This window comes from Actinoplanes oryzae (assembly GCF_030757795.1).
Lineage (GTDB): Bacteria > Actinomycetota > Actinomycetes > Mycobacteriales > Micromonosporaceae > Actinoplanes.
The window spans coordinates 51,888-69,694 of the sequence record NZ_JAUQWH010000026.1 but is presented as its reverse complement, the minus strand read 5'-3'; the positions used below and the strand labels follow the sequence as shown (position 1 = coordinate 69,694).

15 protein-coding genes are annotated in these 17,807 nt (G+C 72.9%); 4 read left to right on the top strand and 11 right to left on the bottom strand.

All coding sequences use genetic code 11. From position 1 onward, the window contains the following. The 4 genes from RBH18_RS11990 to RBH18_RS11975 form a co-directional block, all read right to left on the bottom strand. On the bottom strand, positions 1-255 hold a 255-nt coding region (locus RBH18_RS11990), incomplete at its 3' end, for a hypothetical protein (RefSeq protein ID WP_306206926.1). A gap of 60 nt (positions 256-315) precedes the next feature. Further along, entirely contained in the window at positions 316-1,035 is a 720-nt protein-coding gene (locus RBH18_RS11985; RefSeq protein ID WP_306206924.1) for a PP2C family protein-serine/threonine phosphatase, read from the bottom strand. Between the two features lie 110 nt (positions 1,036-1,145). Next, positions 1,146-2,165 carry a hypothetical protein gene (locus RBH18_RS11980; RefSeq protein ID WP_306206923.1) on the bottom strand — a complete coding sequence of 340 codons (1,020 nt, stop codon included), beginning with the start codon at positions 2,163-2,165 and terminating at the stop codon, positions 1,146-1,148. Continuing rightward, positions 2,162-3,280: a transporter substrate-binding domain-containing protein gene (locus RBH18_RS11975; protein ID WP_306206921.1), complete on the bottom strand. Its 1,119-nt coding sequence runs from the start codon at positions 3,278-3,280 to the stop codon at positions 2,162-2,164. The genes RBH18_RS11980 and RBH18_RS11975 overlap by 4 nt, the downstream gene beginning before the upstream one ends. Positions 3,281-3,354: 74 nt before the next feature. Here RBH18_RS11975 and RBH18_RS11970 point away from each other — a divergent pair, with 74 nt between their 5' ends. After that, positions 3,355-4,047 (top strand): hypothetical protein, encoded by a 693-nt coding sequence (locus RBH18_RS11970; RefSeq protein ID WP_306206919.1) that lies wholly within the window; start codon positions 3,355-3,357, stop codon positions 4,045-4,047. A gap of 6 nt (positions 4,048-4,053) precedes the next feature. Here RBH18_RS11970 and treZ read toward each other — a convergent pair whose 3' ends face one another. The 3 genes from treZ to glgX are packed head-to-tail and all read right to left on the bottom strand — an operon-like array spanning position 4,054 to position 10,168. Continuing rightward, a complete protein-coding gene (gene treZ / locus RBH18_RS11965) occupies positions 4,054-5,787 on the bottom strand; it encodes a malto-oligosyltrehalose trehalohydrolase (RefSeq protein WP_306206916.1) in 1,734 nt (577 codons plus the stop codon). 2 nt (positions 5,788-5,789) lie between these two features. Next, positions 5,790-8,057, bottom strand: coding sequence for a malto-oligosyltrehalose synthase (gene treY / locus RBH18_RS11960; RefSeq protein ID WP_306206914.1), 2,268 nt, complete (start codon positions 8,055-8,057; stop codon positions 5,790-5,792). Next, positions 8,057-10,168 carry a glycogen debranching protein GlgX gene (glgX, locus tag RBH18_RS11955; protein WP_306206912.1) on the bottom strand — a complete coding sequence of 704 codons (2,112 nt, stop codon included), beginning with the start codon at positions 10,166-10,168 and terminating at the stop codon, positions 8,057-8,059. Before glgX ends, treY begins: the two co-directional genes overlap by 1 nt. Positions 10,169-10,404: 236 nt before the next feature. Between glgX and RBH18_RS11950 the strand changes: the two genes are divergently transcribed. The 3 genes from RBH18_RS11950 to RBH18_RS11940 are packed head-to-tail and all read left to right on the top strand — an operon-like array spanning position 10,405 to position 14,362. After that, positions 10,405-12,345 (top strand): amylo-alpha-1,6-glucosidase, encoded by a 1,941-nt coding sequence (locus RBH18_RS11950; protein WP_306206910.1) that lies wholly within the window; start codon positions 10,405-10,407, stop codon positions 12,343-12,345. Continuing rightward, complete coding sequence (locus RBH18_RS11945) at positions 12,333-13,550, top strand: glycosyltransferase family 4 protein (RefSeq protein WP_306206908.1); 1,218 nt, start codon at positions 12,333-12,335, stop codon at positions 13,548-13,550. The genes RBH18_RS11950 and RBH18_RS11945 overlap by 13 nt, the downstream gene beginning before the upstream one ends. Continuing rightward, a complete protein-coding gene (locus RBH18_RS11940; protein ID WP_306206906.1) occupies positions 13,547-14,362 on the top strand; it encodes a patatin-like phospholipase family protein in 816 nt (271 codons plus the stop codon). The genes RBH18_RS11945 and RBH18_RS11940 overlap by 4 nt, the downstream gene beginning before the upstream one ends. A gap of 164 nt (positions 14,363-14,526) precedes the next feature. Here the strand turns inward: RBH18_RS11940 and RBH18_RS11935 are convergent, their stop codons facing one another. The 4 genes from RBH18_RS11935 to RBH18_RS11920 all read right to left on the bottom strand — a co-directional run bounded on the left by RBH18_RS11935 (position 14,527) and on the right by RBH18_RS11920 (position 17,804). Continuing rightward, entirely contained in the window at positions 14,527-14,793 is a 267-nt protein-coding gene (locus RBH18_RS11935) for a UBP-type zinc finger domain-containing protein (protein ID WP_306206904.1), read from the bottom strand. Continuing rightward, on the bottom strand, positions 14,790-16,364 hold the full coding sequence (locus RBH18_RS11930; protein WP_306206902.1) for a Na+/H+ antiporter: 1,575 nt from the start codon (positions 16,362-16,364) through the stop codon (positions 14,790-14,792). Before RBH18_RS11930 ends, RBH18_RS11935 begins: the two co-directional genes overlap by 4 nt. An 86-nt stretch (positions 16,365-16,450) precedes the next feature. Beyond that, the gene (locus tag RBH18_RS11925) at positions 16,451-17,092 is read right to left on the bottom strand and encodes a hypothetical protein (RefSeq protein ID WP_306206900.1); all 642 of its coding nucleotides are present in this window, start codon (positions 17,090-17,092) and stop codon (positions 16,451-16,453) included. 31 nt (positions 17,093-17,123) lie between these two features. Continuing rightward, a complete protein-coding gene (locus RBH18_RS11920) occupies positions 17,124-17,804 on the bottom strand; it encodes an EcsC family protein (RefSeq protein WP_306206898.1) in 681 nt (226 codons plus the stop codon). Between the last annotated feature and the right edge of the window lie 3 nt (positions 17,805-17,807).

The following is a 17,807-nucleotide window of genomic DNA, read 5'->3' as shown; positions in this document are numbered from 1 at the left end:
CAGGACGGTGAGCCCGGCGCCGAGCAGCACCCGCCACAGCGCCGGGGCACCCGAGCGGTCCCGGGCGCCCGCGAAGCACGCGTAGGCCGCCAGCACTCCGGCCGCGAGCTGAGCCGCGTCGCCGTAGAGGCGCCGGCCCGGCCCGTCGGGCACCGCCCACGTGCCGGCGGCCGTGACGACGGCGACGATCGCCAGCGTCACGGAGAGCCGCACGTACAGGCGTCCCGTCGTCATCACCACCCACCAGCCGCTCACGGGAACCGAAGTAAGGTACCGCAGCCCGGCGCCCGTGGCATGACTCCGGAGGGACGGGGATCAGTCCAGTGTCAGATCGGCGACAATCACCGTGATGTTGTCCGGGCCGCCGCCCTCCAGCGCGAGGTCGAGCAGCCGGCCGGCGCAGTCGTGCGGGTCCGGGATCGCCAGCATCTCCGCCTCGATCCGCTCGGGCGGGACGACGCCGGTGAGGCCGTCGCTGCACAGCAGCCAGCGGTCGCCCTGCTCGGGCTCGACGATCACGTAGGACGGGCTGACCGGCTCGCCCTGCAGGGCCTGGGTCACCACCGCCCGCCGCGGATGCCCGGCCGCCTCCTCGGGCCGGATGAGGCCCTGATCGACGAGCATCTGGACGTACGTGTCGTCCTTGGTCAGCTGGTTGAGCGTGCCGTCGCGCAACAGGTAGGCCCGGCTGTCGCCGACATGGGCGAGCGCGGCGCGGTCGGTCGAGAACACGACCGCGGTCAGCGTGGTGCCCATGCCCTGCAGGGCCTGGTCGCCGGCGACGGTCTCGGCGATCCGTCCGTTGGCGACCTCGAGGGCCTTGTGCAGGGCGTCCATCTGGTGGTCGTTGTCGATCGGCACGTCGAGCGACGCCATGGCCTCGACGGCGATGCGGCTGGCCACGTCTCCGGCGGCCATGCCACCCATGCCGTCCGCGACGACCAGCAGGCGCTCCCCGGCGTAATGGCAGTCCTGATTGCTGCTCCGCACGTGGCCTCTATCGGTGACGGCCGCCCACCGCAGGTGCAAGGTCATGGCGTGCAGCCTGCCAGGTCCGGTCCAGCCTGTCTGCACGTGGTCGGCGGCGCGCCGCGACAAAGGCCCGCCAACTGCGGAAAAAGGAATTCCGCGGCCGCGCGCCCCGGTCACCGCGACACCGGACGGCCGAGGCAGCGCGGGTCGACGGCGGCGTCGGCGGGGCGCGTCGGAGCAGCCCATTCGAGGGCGGACTGATCCACGGCCCAGCCGCGCACGGTGATCCGGCTGAACTGCGGGCGCACCGGTTCCGGGCAGAGCGTCTTGGACCGTACCCGATCGTTGGGAACGAACATGACGTCACCCCCGCGGGTGAGGATCGTCGTCGCGGTGTCGTCCACGGTGATGAGCTGACCGCGGATCACCTCGTTGCCCGGGCCCTCCTCGGCGGCCACCTCGATCGCGCTGTTGGGGAGCACGGGCGCGCGGAGGAAGACCACGCCGACGACGACCGGCGCGACGGCGACCGCCACGACGGCCGGCCAGTGCGTGGCGAGGCGGGCGGCGCGCGGCGGCACCGGGCCGGTGAGCAACCAGCCGAGCAGCGGGGGTACGGCCAGCAGCACCGCCGTCCCGGTCTCGCCGGCCGCCAGGGCGGTCCGCACGCCGGGCCACACCCAGATCAGCGCGACGATCCCGGCCGCGACGGGGACCCCGAGCGTGGCGACGGCCAGCATCGCGCGCTCGCCGGGGAAGCGCTGCACCGCGGTGAGCCCGATGATCGCGACGACGAGCATGAGCAGGGTGGGCAGCATCCGCATCTGCCACGTGAAGCCGGCCAGCCCGACGCCGAGGATCACGACCCAGTCGGGCATCCGCTGGGCGCTCAGCGCGAGCGCGGAGCGTCGCGTGGTCTCGTCGGGGTCCGGCGAGCTGACGAGCAGGATCCCGCCCAGCGTACGGATGATGAGGATGACCGCCGGGACCGTCCAGATGAGGGCGATCACCAGCGCGCTGATCATGCCGAGCGGGCTGATGTACTGCACCAGCAGCAGCATCGTGGGCAGGTCCTGCCGGCTCAGGTACCAGAGCCGCAGCACGAGCAGCACCAGCGGGAACGCGGGCAGGGCGGTCAGCAGCCAGTTGAACTGGGCGCGGCGGTTGCGCCGGAACCGGTCGGCGGAGGTCACGGGGTGCGGTCCTCCCACGGCAGCTCGCGCACCCGGGGCCGCTCGACGACCGGCTGGTTCGGGCGGGCGAGCGGGGTGAGCGGCAGGCCGGCCGCGTTGATGCCCTTGTTCTCCTGCAGCGGCAGCTCCGGCTTGATGTGGGTCTCGTAGGCCTCCTCCCACCGGTGGTCCTTCGGATCCGCGTACGACCGGTAGAGCGTCACATTGACCAGATCGCGCAACGCCTCGTTGTTGCCGACGCTCACCCCGTACGCCTCGGTGACGTCGAGACCGAGGTCCCAGTGGTCGTATTTGTCCTGGAACTTGGCCTTCCATCCACCCAGGATCGCCGCGTCGGTGCTGACCGCGTCGACCTCGCCGGAGTCCAGCATCGGCAGGCACTCGCTGACTCGATTGACCCGCTTCAGGGTGCCGCCGGCCTTCTCCACCTCGCTCGCGCTCGTCGAGCTGGACAGCGAGCAGACGGTCTGGCCCTTGAAGTCCTCGAGGCTGGTGACCTTCCTGTGCCCCTTCAGCGTGAGCACGGACTGCTCGGTGTGCAGATAGGACTTGCTGAACATGACGTTCGGCATCGCCTCGCGCGGGGCCGTGATGCTGTAGCTGGCGATGACCAGCTTCACCGGCTGCGGGTTGCCGATCAGGTCCGTCGCCTCCATCCGGGCGCGGTCCTCGCTCTCGATGCCGTAGAACAGCACCTGCTCGCGGGTGAACCCCAGATCCTCGGCGATCATGTACGCGATGTCGATGTCGAACCCCGACCAGATCTTCGTCCGCTCGTCGTAGTACGCGATGCCGGGCTGATCGTTCTTGACGCCGATCTCCAGCGTCGGCCACTCGTCCACGCCCGCTGCCCGGCGCAGGTCCTCGACGGACGGCGGCCCCACGTGGAAGAGCCGCACCCACGAGAAGGCCAGCACCAGCACGATGAGCACGCCGATCGCCGCGAGCCGCCAGGGCGCCAGCGAATGGCCGAACGTGCGTACCGTCTCCTCGGGCCGGGCGAACGTGCGCCGCAGCCCCTCCAGCGCCCGCTGCCCGCGCAGCTCCCGGGGTCTCGCCCGCTGCCGCGGCGGCCGCCGGACGATCACCTTGCGCACGGCCCGCTCCTCGTTCATCGGCACATGGTGCCCCAAGATTGCTACCGGCAGGGGTCACGCATGAGCGGGACGTGTCCGGGTATGCCGCCGGCATGAAGCGTGGACTCCTCGCCGGGGTCGCCGCGGCCGGTCTGCTCGGCGCGGGGATCCGGCTCCTGCACCGGCAGGGCCAGCGGCTGTTGCATCCGGACGGCCGCACGTACTCCGGGGAGCTGCGGGTCCCCGGCGGCGCCGGCACGGGCTCGGCCCTGCTGGACCGTCCGGCGCGGCATCCGGTCACGGTCCGGGTGTCCAAGGGGATCGGCACGAAGCCGGGCCGCTACGACGTGCTGGGCCTGTCCGTCCGCGTGCACGGGCCGGTGGCCGGGCATCGCAGCGACCTGTTGTTCTCCACCTGCGGGGCGGGCAAGGCGCTGCGGCACATCCCGGCCCTGCGGCGCGACTTCTCGACGACGTACGGGTCGATCCTCGCCTACCGCTCCGGCAGCGGCCGCAAGTTCTATCTCGCCGCCCGTCCCGCACCCGGCAGCGACGACCTCGGCGGCACCCTGGAGTCGGTGACCGCCACGGCGGCGAAGGACGGCGCGCTGTTCGAGCTGCGCGCCGACGAGCAGACCGTCGCGCAGCTGTGCTTCGGCCAGGAGCTGCCGGCGGCGACGGACGCGGCGCTGGCGTTCAACCCGATCGACAACGTGACGGCCGATCTGCACCCCGTCGGGCTGATCCACCACAGCAGGTCCCTCGCCTACCGCCTCAGTCAGCGGTGGCGAGGGCTCGACGTGTGACAGGTCTCAGCGGGCGTACACGATCACCGCGGTCTCGGCGGGCAGCTCGACGCGGTCGCGCTGCAGCACCACGCCGGGTCCGGTCGCCAGCAGCACCTTGCTCGGCGTCGCCTGCAGGCTCACGGTCTGCGCCACCCCGGCCAGGTTCGCGGCCACCACGCACCGGCCGCGGCGCATGACGACGTACTGGTCGCCGTGCGCCACCTCGACCCTGTCCAGGTGCGGGTCGGACAGGTCGCTGTGCTCCTTGCGCAGCGCGATCAGCGACTTGTAGAGATCGAGGATCTCCGCGTGGCCCGGCTTGGCGGCCTCGGACCAGTCCAGCTTGGAGCGCTCGAAGGTCGCCGGGTCCTGCGGGTCGGGCACCTCGGCCTCGGCCCAGCCGTGCGAGGCGAACTCGCGCCGCCGGCCGTTCTGCACCGCCGCCGCCAGCTCGGGCTCGGGGTGGCTGGTGAAGAACTGCCACGGGCTGCTCGCGGCCCACTCCTCGCCCATGAAGAGCATCGGGGTGAAGGGCGAGGTCAGCAGCAGCGTGGCGCCGACCTTGAGGAGCCCCGGCGACAGGGTCGCGGAGATCCGGTCGCCGATCGCGCGGTTGCCGATCTGGTCGTGGTTCTGCAGGTACGCGACGAAGCGGTGCCCCGGCGTCCGCTGCCGGTCGACGGGCCGCCCGTGGTGCCGGCGCCGGAAGCTCGACCACGTGTTCGCGTGGAAGAAGGCGCCGGTCAGCACGGTCTCCAGGCACTCCAGCGAGCCGAAGTCGCCGTAGTAGCCCTGCCGCTCGCCGGTGAGCAGCGTGTGCAGCGCGTGGTGCACGTCGTCGGCCCACTGGGCGTGCAGCCCGTAGCCGTGGCCCTCGCGCGGGGTGATCAGCGTCGGGTCGTTGAGGTCGGACTCCGCGATCAGCGACAGCGGCCGGCGCAGGTGCGCGGAGAGGCTCTCGACCTCGGTCGCGATCTGCTCCAGCAGGTGGACGGCGTTGTGGTCGACCAGCGCGTGCACGGCGTCCAGGCGCAGCCCGTCGACGTGGTAGTCGCGCAGCCAGCTCAGGATGCTGTCGATGATGTAGCGGCGGACCTGGTCGGACTCGGGGCCGTCCAGGTTGACCGAGTCGCCCCACGGGTTGTTGCCCGCGGCGCTCAGATAGGGCGCGAACATCGGCGCGTACGCCCCGCTGGGGCCGAAGTGGTTGTAGACCACGTCGAGCACCACGCCGAGCCCCTTGGCGTGCGCCGCGTCGACGAAGCGCTTGAGCCCGTCGGGGCCGCCGTAGGCCTCGTGCGGCGCGAACCAGCAGACGCCGTCGTAGCCCCAGTTGTACTCGCCGTTGAACGCGTTGACCGGCAGCAGCTCCACCAGGTCGACGCCCAGGTCGACGAGGTGGTCGAGCCGCTCGATCGCAGCGTCGAACGTGCCTTCGGGGGTGAAGGTGCCGATGTGCAGCTCGTAGAGGACCGACCCGGGCAGCTGGCGGCCGGTCCAGGAGCCGTCGGACCAGGCGAAGGCCGCATGGTCGTACACCCGGCTGGGGCCGTGCACCCCCTGAGGCTGCCACTTCGAGCGCGGGTCGGGAAGGGGCGTGTCGTGATCCGGCAGCAGGTACGCGTAATCCGTCCCGGGGCCGGCGTCGGCGACCTCGGCGCGCCACCACCCGTCGTCCCCGCGCGTCATCTCCCGCTCCTCGCCGCCGATCGACAGCTTGACGGTCTTCTCCGGGACCCACACCTCAAAGACGGACATGCTCACTCTTTCACCAGCAGGGCGACGGGGTACGTGTGCAGGATGTCGGCCACTGCCAGGCGGTTCCCGCCGTACGTGGTGTTCGTCAAGACTTCCGTCCAGGTGTGGCCGTCGAGTGTCAGCGTGGTGTCGTGCCAGCCGCCGTGGCGTGACAATCCGACCGGCAGCCGGGTCGCCACCGCCACGACGCCGCCCCGGTCGAAGGCGAGCACGTGGTCGGCGGTGCGCCCGTCGGCGTACACCGGCTTGTAGGTCGTGAGGAGCTCGGGCCGCTGCTTGCGCAACCGCAGCAGCCGGCTGGTGACCAGCAGCTTGGCCGCGCCGGTCTCGTCGACCGGCGGCAGCCAGCCGTCGTCGATGCGGCCGAGCAGCTCGCGGCGCTCGGCGAAGTCGACCGGGCGCCGGTTGTCCGGGTCCACCAGCGAGAAGTCCCACAGCTCGGTGCCCTGGTAGACGTCCGGGACGCCGGGCATGGCGAGCTGGACGAGCTTCTGGCCGAGCGAGTTCGACCAGCCGGGCGGGGTGATCGACGCCGCGAAGCCCTCGACCTCGCTGTGCAGCGCCGGGTCGTCGTAGATCCGGTCGACCAGCTCGCGCAGCTGCGTCTCGAAGCGCTCGTCGGGCGCTGTCCAGGTGGTCACGCTGCCGGACTCCTTGGCGGCCTTCAGCGCGTACGCGTGCAGGCGCTCGCGGGAGATCGGCCACGCACCCACCGCGGCCTGCCACACCAGGTGCGCCAGGGCCGGGTCGCTGAGCGGGGCCGTGCGCACCCAGCGGCGCACCACCTCGGTCCAGTCCCCGGGCAGCTCGCTGAGCACCGCGAGCCGGGCCCGCACGTCCTCGCTGCGCTTGGTGTCGTGGGTCGAGAGCGTGGTCATGGCCTCCGGCCAGCGCCGGTGCCGCGCCTCGGTGAGATCGTGGAACTCGTCCGGGGAGACGCCGAACTTCGACGGGTCGTTGCCCACCTCGTTGCGCGCGGTGAAGCGGGTCCAGCGGTAGAACGCGGTGTCCTCGACGCCCTTGGCCATGACCGCGCCCGTGTACTGCTGGAAGCGGAGCGCCAGCTCGTCGGCGGGGTTGCGCAGCCGGGCGACGATCCTGTCGAGGCACGAGATCAGCTCGGGGCGGCGCCGGCCGGCCTCCGCGCGCGCCTTGGCGAGGTGCCGCGAGCCGAACGGCATGTAGGTGCGGTAGACCGGGAAGCACGCGGCCAGCTCGGCGAGCGCCCTGGGGGCCGCGTCGTCGTCCGGCATCAGCCGGGCCAGGCGCGCGTTCTCGGCGGCGAGCTGCTTGGTCGCGTGGGCGTACTTGGTGTCGTGGACCAGGTTCTCCCACGTCGTCGTGGTGCCGGTCAGGTGGTGGTCGAGGGTGTCGAAGAAGGCCTCGGTGGTCCCGTCGACGAAGACCCCGCCGACCTCGGACAGCGCGTCGTAGCCGGTGGTGCCGGCCACGGGCCAGTCCGGCATCTCCTCGCCCGGCTCGAGGATCTTCTCGATGACCAGCCAGGCGTCCGGCGCGGCGGCCCGCAGCATCTCCAGGTAGCCGCCCGGGTCGCGCAGGCCGTCCGGGTGGTCCACGCGCAGGCCCTGGACGGCGCCCTCGGCGACCCAGCGCAGGATCTCCCGGTGGGTCGCCTCGAAGACCGCGGGGTCCTCGACGCGCAGCCCGGCCAGGTCGGTGATGGTGAAGAACCGGCGGTAGTTGATCTCGCTGTCGCCGCGGGTCCAGGTGGCAAGCTCGTAGTGCTGGCGGTCGTGCACCTCGCGCGGCGTGCCCTCGCCGGTGCCGTCGGCGATCGGGTAGCGCTTGTCGTAGTAGCGCAGCTCGCCGTCCTCGACCCGGAGCTGGTCGAGCGCGTCCGGCTCGTCGGCCAGGACCGGGATCAGGATCTTCCCGCGCGACCAGTCGATGTCGTAGAACGTCGCGTACTCGGAGGCTTCGCCGTTCTTGAGCACGTCCCACCACGTCGGGTTCGCGTGGGGCACGGCCACCCCGGCGTGGTTGGGCACGATGTCGACGACCAGGCCCAGCCCGGCGGCGTCGAGGGCGGCCTTGAGCTCCAGCCGCCCCTCCTCCCCGCCGAGCGCCGGGCTGACCTGCGTGTGGTCGACGACGTCGTAGCCGTGCTCGGAGCCGGGCGCGGCGGTGAGGATCGGCGCGGTGTACATGTGACTGGCGCCGAGGTCGGCCAGGTAGTCGGCCAGCTTGGCCGCCTCGGGCAGGGGAAAGTCGGGGCGTACCTGAATGCGGTAGGTACCGGAGAAGGGCATCAAACCGTCCTGTCCAACACGATGAGTGAGCGGTCGGGAACGAGGATCGTGTTGCCCGCCTCGACCACGTTCGGGCGGTCGGGCGAGGGTTCGGCGGTCTCGATGACCTTCTCCCACTTCTCGCCGTACTCGGCGGGCGGGGTGTGGAACTCGATGGGCGCGTCGTGGGCGTTGAAGAACAGCAGGAACGAGCTGTCCACGTGGCGCTGGCCGTACTGGCCGCGCTCGCGGATGCCCTCGCCGTTGACGAAGAGCGCGACCGCCCGGCCGAAGTCGTTGCCCCAGTCGTCGCCGGCCATCTGCCGGCCGTCCGGGGTGAACCACTCGAGGTCGGGCAGCGGGTCGCCGCCGCCGCGCGCGGTGACCGGCAGGCCGGTGAAGAAGCGGCGGCGCTGGAAGACCTGGTGGCGGTGGCGGAACGCGGTCAGCTTGCGGGTGAACTCCAGCAGCGTCTCGTCCGCGTTGTCCCAGTCGATCCAGCTGATCTCGTTGTCCTGGCAGTACGCGTTGTTGTTGCCGCCCTGGGTGCGGCCCAGCTCGTCGCCGTGCGAGATCATCGGCACGCCCTGGCTGAGCATCAGCGTGGCCAGGAAGTTGCGCCGCTGCTTGGCCCGCAGCTGCAGCACGCCCTTGTCGTCGGACGGGCCCTCGGTCCCGCAGTTCCACGAGCGGTTGTGGCTCTCGCCGTCGCGGTTCTCCTCGCCGTTGGCCTCGTTGTGCTTGTCGTTGTACGAGACCAGGTCGTTGAGCGTGAACCCGTCGTGCGCGGTGACGAAGTTGATCGAGTGGAACGGCTTGCGGCCGTCGTCCTGGTAGAGGTCGGCGGAGCCGGTGATGCGGCTGGCGAACTCCGCGAGCGTCGCCGGCTCGCCCCGCCAGAAGTCGCGGACGGTGTCGCGGTACTTGCCGTTCCACTCCGTCCAGTTCGGCGGGAAGTTGCCCACCTGGTAGCCGCCGGGCCCGACGTCCCACGGCTCGGCGATCAGCTTCACCTGGCCGACGACCGGGTCCTGCTGCACGACCTCGAAGAACGTCGACAGCCGGTCCACGTCGTAGAACTCGCGGGCCAGCGTGGACGCGAGGTCGAAGCGGAAGCCGTCGACGTGCATCTCGGTGACCCAGTAGCGCAGCGAGTCCATGATCAGCTGGAGGCTCTGCGGGCTGCGCACGTTGAGGCTGTTACCCGTGCCCGTGTAGTCCATGTAGAAGTTGGGCTGGTCGTCCACCAACCGGTAGTAGGTCCGGTTGTCGATGCCCTTGAGGCTCATCGTCGGGCCGAGGTGGTTGCCCTCCGCCGTGTGGTTGTAGACGACGTCGAGGATGACCTCCATGCCGGCCGCGTGCAGCGCCTTGACCATGCCCCGGAACTCCTGGGTCTGCTGGCCGAGCGAGCCCATCGCGGAGTAGCCGTGGTAGGGCGCGAAGAAGCCGAGCGTGTTGTAGCCCCAGTAGTTGCGCAGGCCGAGGTCGTGCAGGCGGTTGTCGTGCACGAACTGGTGCACCGGCATCAGCTCGACCGCGGTCACGCCCAGCTTGGCGAAGTGCTCGATGACGGCCGGGTGCCCGAGCGCCGCGTACGTGCCCCGCATCTCCGGCGGCACGTCGGGGTGGCGCTGGGTCAGGCCCTTGACATGCGTCTCGTAGATCACCGAGTGGTGGTACGGGATGTCCGGGCGCCGGTCGTTGCCCCAGTCGAAGTACGGGTTGACGACCACGCCCTTCGCCATGTGCGGCGCCGAGTCCAGATCCGACATCTGGTCCGGGTTGTCGAAGTCGTAGGCGTACAGCGACGGGTGCCAGTCGATGTCCGAGTCGACGGCCCGGGCGTACGGGTCCAGCAGCAGCTTGTGCGGGTTGCACCGCAGGCCGCGGGACGGGTCGTACGGGCCGTAGACGCGGTAGCCGTACCGCTGGCCGGGCTCCACCCCCGGCAGATAGGCGTGCCAGACGAACGCGTCCTGCTCGTGCAGCTGAACCTTGCGCTCGTTGCCCGACGCGTCGAAGAGACACAGCTCGACCGCCTCCGCGACCTCCGAGAAGATCGCGAAGTTGGTGCCCGTGCCGTCATATGTCGCGCCCAGCGGATACCGGTGACCCGGCCACACCTGCATGTTGTTGCTCCCAGCCCTCGACCAGTCGGGTACCTCGCGGTCACGAGGGCTTCGCCGCGGGCAGGATCGCGTTTCCCCGCCACGCGCCGGTCCAATCCTGCGCGACCGCGTCACGGTCATTCTTACGGACCGCCCGAAGCCCGGACGCCCGACTGTCCGATCCCACCGCCCCCGCTGTGCGGGGGGTCACCCGGGCGGTGGGTTTAACGAAGATCAGTACGAGCATTAAGGGAACCGTGCCGCAGAGCCCCCTGATCGTCGGTCCCCGAGCGTGCGGTTCCCTCTCGGCGGACGGCGGTGGCGGCCAGGAGTGGCTGGTCACCGACGGCACGGGCGGCTTCGCCACGGGCACGGTCGCCGGTCTGCGCACCCGGCGCTACCACTCGCTGCTCACGGTCGCCGATCCCGCCACGGGCGTCCGGCACACCGCGCTCGCCTCGCTCGATCTGACGCTCACCCTGCCCTCCGGTGCCCGGGTGCCGCTCCACACGCACCAGTGGGAGTCCGGCGTGGTGTCACCCGAGGGCCACCGGCACCTCGAGACGTTCACCCTCGCCGACGGGCTGCCCCGCTGGCGGTGGCGGGTGGGTGAGGTGGTCGTGGAGCGCGAGCTCGCCATGGCGTACGGGCGGCCCGCCCTCGCCGTCGTCCACCGCGTCGTCGCCGCACCGGAGCCCGTGGGGCTGGCGGTCGCGGCGATGTGCACGTGGCGCGACGCGCACGGCGAGCGCTACGCCACCGGGCCCGCCCTCGCCGTCGAGCAGCTCACCGACGGCGTGGTCGTCGCCGGGGCGTACCGGATCAGCGGCCCGGGCTGGCAGCCCGGCGGCGGCTGGCACCTGGGGGCCTACCATCGGGAGGAGGCCGGCCGCGGATTGATCGCGACCGAGGACCTGTTCCTCGCGGGCACCTTCGTCGGCCGCCTCGACGCCGGCGACACCCTGGAGATCTCCGCCTGGGCCGGTGACCTCGCCCGGCGGCCCGCCCCGGCCACCGAGGTGATCGACGCCGCGCACGACCGGGCCCGGTCCCTGGTCACCACCGCCAAGGGCGAGCCCCTCGCCCTGGCCGCCGACCAGTTCCTCGTCACCGCGGCGGACGGCCCCGACGTGGTCGCCGGCTACCCGTGGTTCGGCAGCTACCTCGGCGATACGATGACCGCGTACGAGGGCTTGTTCCTCGAGACGGGCCGTGCCGACGAGGGCCGCGAGCTGCTTGTCGCCCGCACGGCGGCGGCGGTGCGGGACACCGCGCGCAACGACGAGCCGTGGGGTCCGCACGACTCCCCCGACGCGCCGCTGTGGCTGGTGCACGCCGTCGACCGGCACGTGGCCCGTACCGGCGACACCGATCTCGCCGCGGAGCTGGCCGAGGGGCTGACCCGGATGCTCGCCGCCCGCGTCGGCCCGCTGCTGTGCGACGACGAGCTGCTGCGCCTCTCCCCCTCGTCGCCCTCGTCGTTGAGCTGGATGAACGCCTCCACCGGCGCCGGGCCGGTCACGCCGCGGATCGGCAAGCCGGTCGAGATCAACGCGCTGTGGGTCAACGCGCTGGCGGGCCTGGCCGAGCTGCGCGCCCTGGCCGGCAAGGAGCCCGGCTCGCTGCCCGCGCGACACACCCGGGCACGGGACGCGTTCGCCGCGCGGTTCCGGGCCCCGGACGGCTGGCTGTACGACGTGATCGACGGGCCCGCGTCCGCGTACCCGCTGGGGGCCGGCGCCCACGACGACGACGCGTCGCTGCGGCCCAACCAGCTGTTCGCGTGGTCGCTGCCGCACGCGCCGCTCGCCGGGCCGGCCGGTGCGGTGGACCGGACGGCCCTGGAGGCGATCGGCTCGGCCCTGCTGACCCCGCTCGGGCTGCGCACGCTCGCCCCGAACGAGTACGGCTACCAGGGCGAGCACCGCGGCGGGCGCGACGAGCGGGACATCGCCTACCACCAGGGCACGGTGTGGCCCTGGCTGATCGGCCCGTACGCGGACGCCCGCACCGCGGCCGGCCTGCGGGTGACAGGACTGCTGACCGGCCTGGACGCGCACCTGCGCGAGGCCGGCCTGGGGTCGCTGAGCGAGACGGCGGACGGCGACCCGCCGCACCGGCCGACGGGGAGCCCGTTCTCCGCCCGGTCCGTCGCCGAGGTGCTGCGAGTGAGGGGAAGTGCCGGATGCGAGTCCTGATGCTGAGCTGGGAGTACCCGCCGCTGCTGGTCGGCGGGCTGGGCCGGCACGTGCACGCGCTGGCGACCGCCCTGGTCGCGGGCGGGCACGAGGTCACGGTGGTCACCCGGCACGCGCCCGGGTCGCTGCGCGAGGAGTACGCGGAGGGCGTCCACATCGTCCGCGCCCCCGAGGACCCGGTGGACTACCCGCACCTCGTCGGCGAGGCGACCGCTTTCAACCACACCTTCACCCGGGCGGCGCTGCGGGCGGCGCGCACCGGCCGCTACGACGTGGTCCACGCCCACGACTGGCTGGTGGCCCACGCCGCGGTGACCCTGCGTGAACACCTCGACGTGCCGCTGGTCGCCACGATCCACGCGACCGAGGCGGGGCGGCACCAGGGCTATCTGCCCGAGGCGCACAACCGCACGATCGACGACGTCGAGCGCTGGCTGGCCTCCGAGGCGGCGCGCGTGATCGTCTGCTCCGACTACATGCGCCGGGAGGTGCAGCGCCAGTTCGCGGTCCCCGCCGCCCGGACGGCCGTGGTGCGCAACGGCGTCGACGTCCTGCGCTGGTACGCCCGCCCGCGCGCGATCGCCGCCGCCCGGTCCGCCTACGCCGGGGACGCCCCGCTGGTCTCCTTCGCGGGCCGGCTGGTCTACGAGAAGGGCGTGCAGCATCTGCTCGCCGCGGTGCCACGGCTGCAGTCGTCGATCCCCGACCTGCGCGTGGTGATCGCCGGCGACGGCCCGTACCGCGCCGAACTGGAGGCCATGGCCCCGCCCGGCGTGACGTTCGCCGGCTTCCTCACCGGGCACTCGCTGACCGCGCTGATGGGCGCCTCGGACTGCTACGTCGTGCCGAGCATCTACGAGCCGTTCGGCATGGTCGCCCTCGAGGCCGCCGCCGCGGGCACCCCGGTCGCCGTCGCCGCGACCGGCGGCCTGGCCGAGATCATCGACCCGGGCGTCACCGGCGTCACCTTCGCCCCGCGGGACCCGGACTCGCTGGCGGCGTCCGTCGCCTCGGTCCTCACCGACCGCGACTACGCCCGGACGCTGGCCCGCCGCGGCCGCCGCCGGGTCCGCGAGGACTTCGCGTGGCCCGCGATCGCCGCCCGCACGGTCGGCGTCTACGAGGCCGCGGCCCGGCAGACGGGCGCCGTCGCCCGCGAGGCCGAGATCGTGCTGGCCCGCCAGGACGGGCTGACCGCCGCATGAGAGCCCTCGTCCTCGGCGGAGGGGGCATCACCGGGATCGCGTGGGAGCTGGGGCTGCTCACCGGCCTCGGGCTCACCCTCGCCCCGGACGACCTGGTCGTCGGCACCTCCGCCGGCGCCTACGTGGGAGCGCTGCTCGCCACCGGCACGGACCTCGCCGCCGCGGCCCGCTCGGCCGCGGCCGTCGACATCGAGCTGTCGCCGCGCATCGACGCCGGCCTGCTCGCCCAGGGCTTCGCGCTGCTCGGGGACCGCTCGCTGTCCCCCGCCCAGCTGCGGGCCCGGCTCGGCGGGCTGGCACTGGCCGCCCCGGTCGGCCCCGCCGCCGCGCACGTCGACCGCTTCGCCGCCCAGCTGCCCGTGCACGAATGGCCCGCCGCCCCGCGCCTCGTCATCACGGCCGTCGACACCGGCACGGGCGAGCTCGCCGCCTGGGATGCCTCCGCCGGGGTGCCGCTGCCCGCGGCCGTCGCCGCGAGCTGTGCCCTGCCGGGCATCTTCCCGCCCGTCGCGATCGGCGACGGCCACTACATGGACGGCGGCGTCCACTCGGTGACCCACGCGGCGCTCGCGGCCGGCGCGTCGTCGGTGCTCGTGATCGCGCCCAGCGGCGGCGGGATGCTGCGCGCCTCGCCGGAGGCCGAACTCGCGGCCCTGGCCCCGCCCCGCAGCCTGCTGATCACCCCGGACGCGGCCGCCCGCGCGGCCATCGGCGGCAACATCCTCGACCCGGGCCGCCGCGGCCCCGCCCTGGCCGCGGGCGCCGCCCAGGCCCGTGAGGCGGCCGCCGCCGTCGCCTCGGTCTGGCAGTGAGCGCGCCCGCTCGCGCCGGGCGTGCTGAAGGGCGCGGGCCGCGGAACTAGCTGCCCTTCGGCCCGGGGGCTACGCAGGGATCGCCGGCGAGCGGCTCGTGCCGGGCAAGGCGCCGCGGGCGGTGTGCGGCCGGCCGGGCTCAGCGGCCCGGCCGGCGTGGCGGGTCAGGCGCCGAGCAGGTCGTCGACGTAGCACCACTTCCAGGTCTCGCCCGGCTCGTACGAGCGCATCACCGGGTGGCCGCTCTCCTCGTGGTGGGCGGACATGTGCCGCCGCGGCGAGGAGTCGCAGCAGCCCACGTATCCGCACTCCAGGCAGACACGCAGGTGCACCCAGTCGTGGTGGCCGTCGTGCACGCACTCGGGACAGCCGCCCTCGTACGGCGCCTGCGGGGTCGGCTCGGTGGCTTCCTTCAGGTGCTGGCAGGTCAATCGTCGCTCCGGTGTAGCTGGGACTCTTCCAGGTCGAGCTCGCGCTGCGCGCGGGTCAGCACCTCCTCGGAGATGCGCCCCTCGTTGCGGGCGATCTTGAAGACGTGCCGTTCCGCGGTAATCATCTCCCGCCGCAGTCTGCCGTACGCGGCGGACGGGGTCTCCTGCTGCTGATTGCCCAGCCGCTCCCAGGCGCCGTTGGCCCGGCTGTCGGTCAGCGCGCGCAGCCGCTCGACGACGGACGCGGGCGCCCCGTCGGCGTGCTCCTCGAGCCGCTCGCGGGCGGCCCGGCTGGCGGCGTGCTGCACGTTGGCCTCGGCGAGGGCGTCGGCGCTGCTGGTGTCCTCGCGGACGCCCAGCCGGCGGGCCATCCACGGCAGCGTCGTGCCCTGGATGAGCAGGGTCAGCACGATGGTCGCGAAGGCGACGAAGACGAACAGCTCGCGCGGGTAGTCGTTGCCCAGGAACGTGTCGTTGGGCGGCAGGGTCAGCGCGGCCGCGAGCGTGACCACGCCGCGCATGCCCGCCCAGGCGATGACCGTGGGCACCGCGGCCGGCGGGCGCTCCTCGCGGGCGCGGACCCGGGGCATGAGCCGGGCCAGGTAGGTCGCCGGGTACATCCACACGAACCGGACGACCACCAGCGTCAGGAACACCATGATCGTGATCCGGACCGTGGTGGCCAGGCCGACCTCGATGTTCTCGATGAGCTCGCGCAGCTGGAGGCCGACGAGCAGGAACACCACGCCCTCGAGCAGGAAGTTGACCAGCCGCCAGACGGCGTCCATCTGCAGGCGGGAGGTCGCCGACAACAGGTACGGGATCCGGTGGCCCAGATAGAGCCCGGTGACCACCACGGCGACGACGCTCGACGAGTGCAGCTCCTCGGCGACGATCACGACGACGAACGGGGTCAGCAGCGACACCGCGTCGTCGAGCAGCGGATCGGTGATCTTCCGGTGCAGCCACGCGGCGCCCACCGCGAAGAGCAGGCCGAGCAGCACGCCGCCGCCCGCCTTGAGCGCCACCTCGCCGGCGATCTCCCAGAAGCCGACCGCGGACCCGAGCAGGGCGGCCACGGCGATCCGCACGGTGACGAGGGCGGTGGCGTCGTTGAGCAGGCTCTCGCCCTCGAGAATGGTGACCACCCGCCGGGGCAGGCCGATGCGGCGGGCGATGGCGGTGGCGGACACCGCGTCGGGCGGGGCGACGACCGCGCCCAGCGCCACGCAGGCCGCCAGCGGCACGTCGGGCAGCAGCATGTGCACCACGAACCCGACGGCGAAGGCGGACAGCAGCACCAGCCCGACGGCCAGCAGCAGGATCGGGCGCAGCGCGCGGCGGAAGGCGACCAGGTTGGTGTTGAGGGCGGCGACGTAGAGCAGGGGCGGCAGGATGCCGATGAGGACGAGTTCGGGCTCGAGGTGGATCTCCGGCATGCCCGGCAGGTAGGACAGGGCGAGGCCGGCGACGAGCAGGACCAGGGGTGCGACGAATCCGAGGCGCCGGGCCAGCGCGGCGCCGAGCACCGAGATGGCCACGAGCACGACCGTCTCGACGATGCTTTCCATGCGCAGAGCTTAGAGAAAACCGGCCGCCCCGGCCTGTGGCGCCTCCCACGGTGCGGCCGGTCCGGCCCACCGCGACGAGGCAAGTCCTATTTTGTCCGTACGACCGCCGAGCGCAGGAGCGTCCCCGCCATCGTCCCGTCGCCGCTGCGCCGGGTGATGACCGCGTCGAGGGAGAAGATGTATCCGGTCGCCCGGTCGAGGCCGGAGATCGTCGCGCTCATCTGCCCGCACGCCGCCGCGGGCTTGATCGTGACCCAGCCGACGTCGCGCTGCTTGCCGAAGCGCAGGTCCTGGCTGATCGCGGTGAGCCGGTACTCGACGAGGTTGTAGCCGCCGACGTTGTACCAGCTGGCGACCGCGCTGGTGGTGCCCGGCACGACGTCGAGCGCGCGGATCTGCGAGAAGTGCACCGTGTTGGGCGAGCACGTGGGCGTGGGCGTCGCCCGGGTGGCCGCGGGCAGCGGCAGGAAGCCCGTCGTCGGTCCCGCGCTCGGATAGGGCGGGATCCCGCTGCTGTACGTGGGCGTGGGCGTGGCGCTGCCCCGGACCACGACCTGCCACGGCTGGGCGGCGTTGGTCTGGCCGTCCGCAGTCGCGGCGCCGCCCGCGGTCGTCGCCGAGGAGCCGGTCAGCACGCCGCAGCCGGCCAGCAGCACAGGCACGAGCAGCAGCAACGCCCAGCGCGCGCCGCGCATCGGGCCGGCGGTCCGGCTCGCAGTGATGGTCACGCGCTCCCGATCGCCCGGACCGGCCCCGACATTAGGCGGGTGAGTACTGCTCCCGGGTGCGTCTTGCGAGATCTTTGGTTGCCGCCGAGTTGGCCCAGGTGCCCAGCAGGACCGCCGCGCCCGGGACGACCTTGGCGAACATCCGCTTGGCGGCGCGCACGCCCGCCATCTGCGCGAGCTTGACGCCCAGCTTGACCATCACGCCGGTCAGCGGGCGGTCGGCGGCCCCGGCGAAGAGCCGGCTGGCCCGCTCGCGCCCGGCCGCGACGCCCAGGGCCAGGCGGGCCGACTCGGCGATCTTGTGCACCCGCTGCAGCACGAGCAGGTCGGTGGCGCGCTCCGGGTCGGTGGGGTCGAGCCCGTAGGCCGCGGCGACGTGCAGCACCATCCGCGCCTGCGTCCAGGCCAGGACGCCCACGTCGACGACGGCCCCGGGCAGGCCGGTCGCGCCGGAGACGGCCCCGGAGAGCCGGGCGTGGTTGGTGAAGCGGCGCACCGCCTGCTGGGCCAGCGCGTCCGGGGTGACGCCGGGCTGCTCCTCGCGGGCCCGCCCGGCCCACTCGCGGGCCTCGGGGCCCAGGCGGCGGACCGCCTCGAGGGCCAGGTGCTCGGGGGCATATTGCGGATCGGCCTTCATCCGGGCCCACAGGCTGCCCGGCGGGGTGGCTTCGTCGGACGTGGTCGGGGGCGGGGGCACGGCGGAATCACTCACCAG

Excerpts from the sequence above, each read along its gene's own strand:
- RBH18_RS11985 (WP_306206924.1), bottom strand. The coding sequence starts at position 1,035 with ATGACCTTGCACCTGCGGTGGGCGGCCGTCACCGATAGAGGCCACGTG.
- RBH18_RS11975 (WP_306206921.1), bottom strand. The coding sequence starts at position 3,280 with ATGAACGAGGAGCGGGCCGTGCGCAAGGTGATCGTCCGGCGGCCGCCG.
- RBH18_RS11970 (WP_306206919.1), top strand. The coding sequence starts at position 3,355 with ATGAAGCGTGGACTCCTCGCCGGGGTCGCCGCGGCCGGTCTGCTCGGC.
- treZ (WP_306206916.1), bottom strand. The coding sequence starts at position 5,787 with ATGTCCGTCTTTGAGGTGTGGGTCCCGGAGAAGACCGTCAAGCTGTCG.
- treY (WP_306206914.1), bottom strand. The coding sequence starts at position 8,057 with ATGCCCTTCTCCGGTACCTACCGCATTCAGGTACGCCCCGACTTTCCC.
- glgX (WP_306206912.1), bottom strand. The coding sequence starts at position 10,168 with ATGCAGGTGTGGCCGGGTCACCGGTATCCGCTGGGCGCGACATATGAC.
- RBH18_RS11945 (WP_306206908.1), top strand. The coding sequence starts at position 12,333 with ATGCGAGTCCTGATGCTGAGCTGGGAGTACCCGCCGCTGCTGGTCGGC.
- RBH18_RS11940 (WP_306206906.1), top strand. The coding sequence starts at position 13,547 with ATGAGAGCCCTCGTCCTCGGCGGAGGGGGCATCACCGGGATCGCGTGG.
- RBH18_RS11930 (WP_306206902.1), bottom strand. The coding sequence starts at position 16,364 with ATGGAAAGCATCGTCGAGACGGTCGTGCTCGTGGCCATCTCGGTGCTC.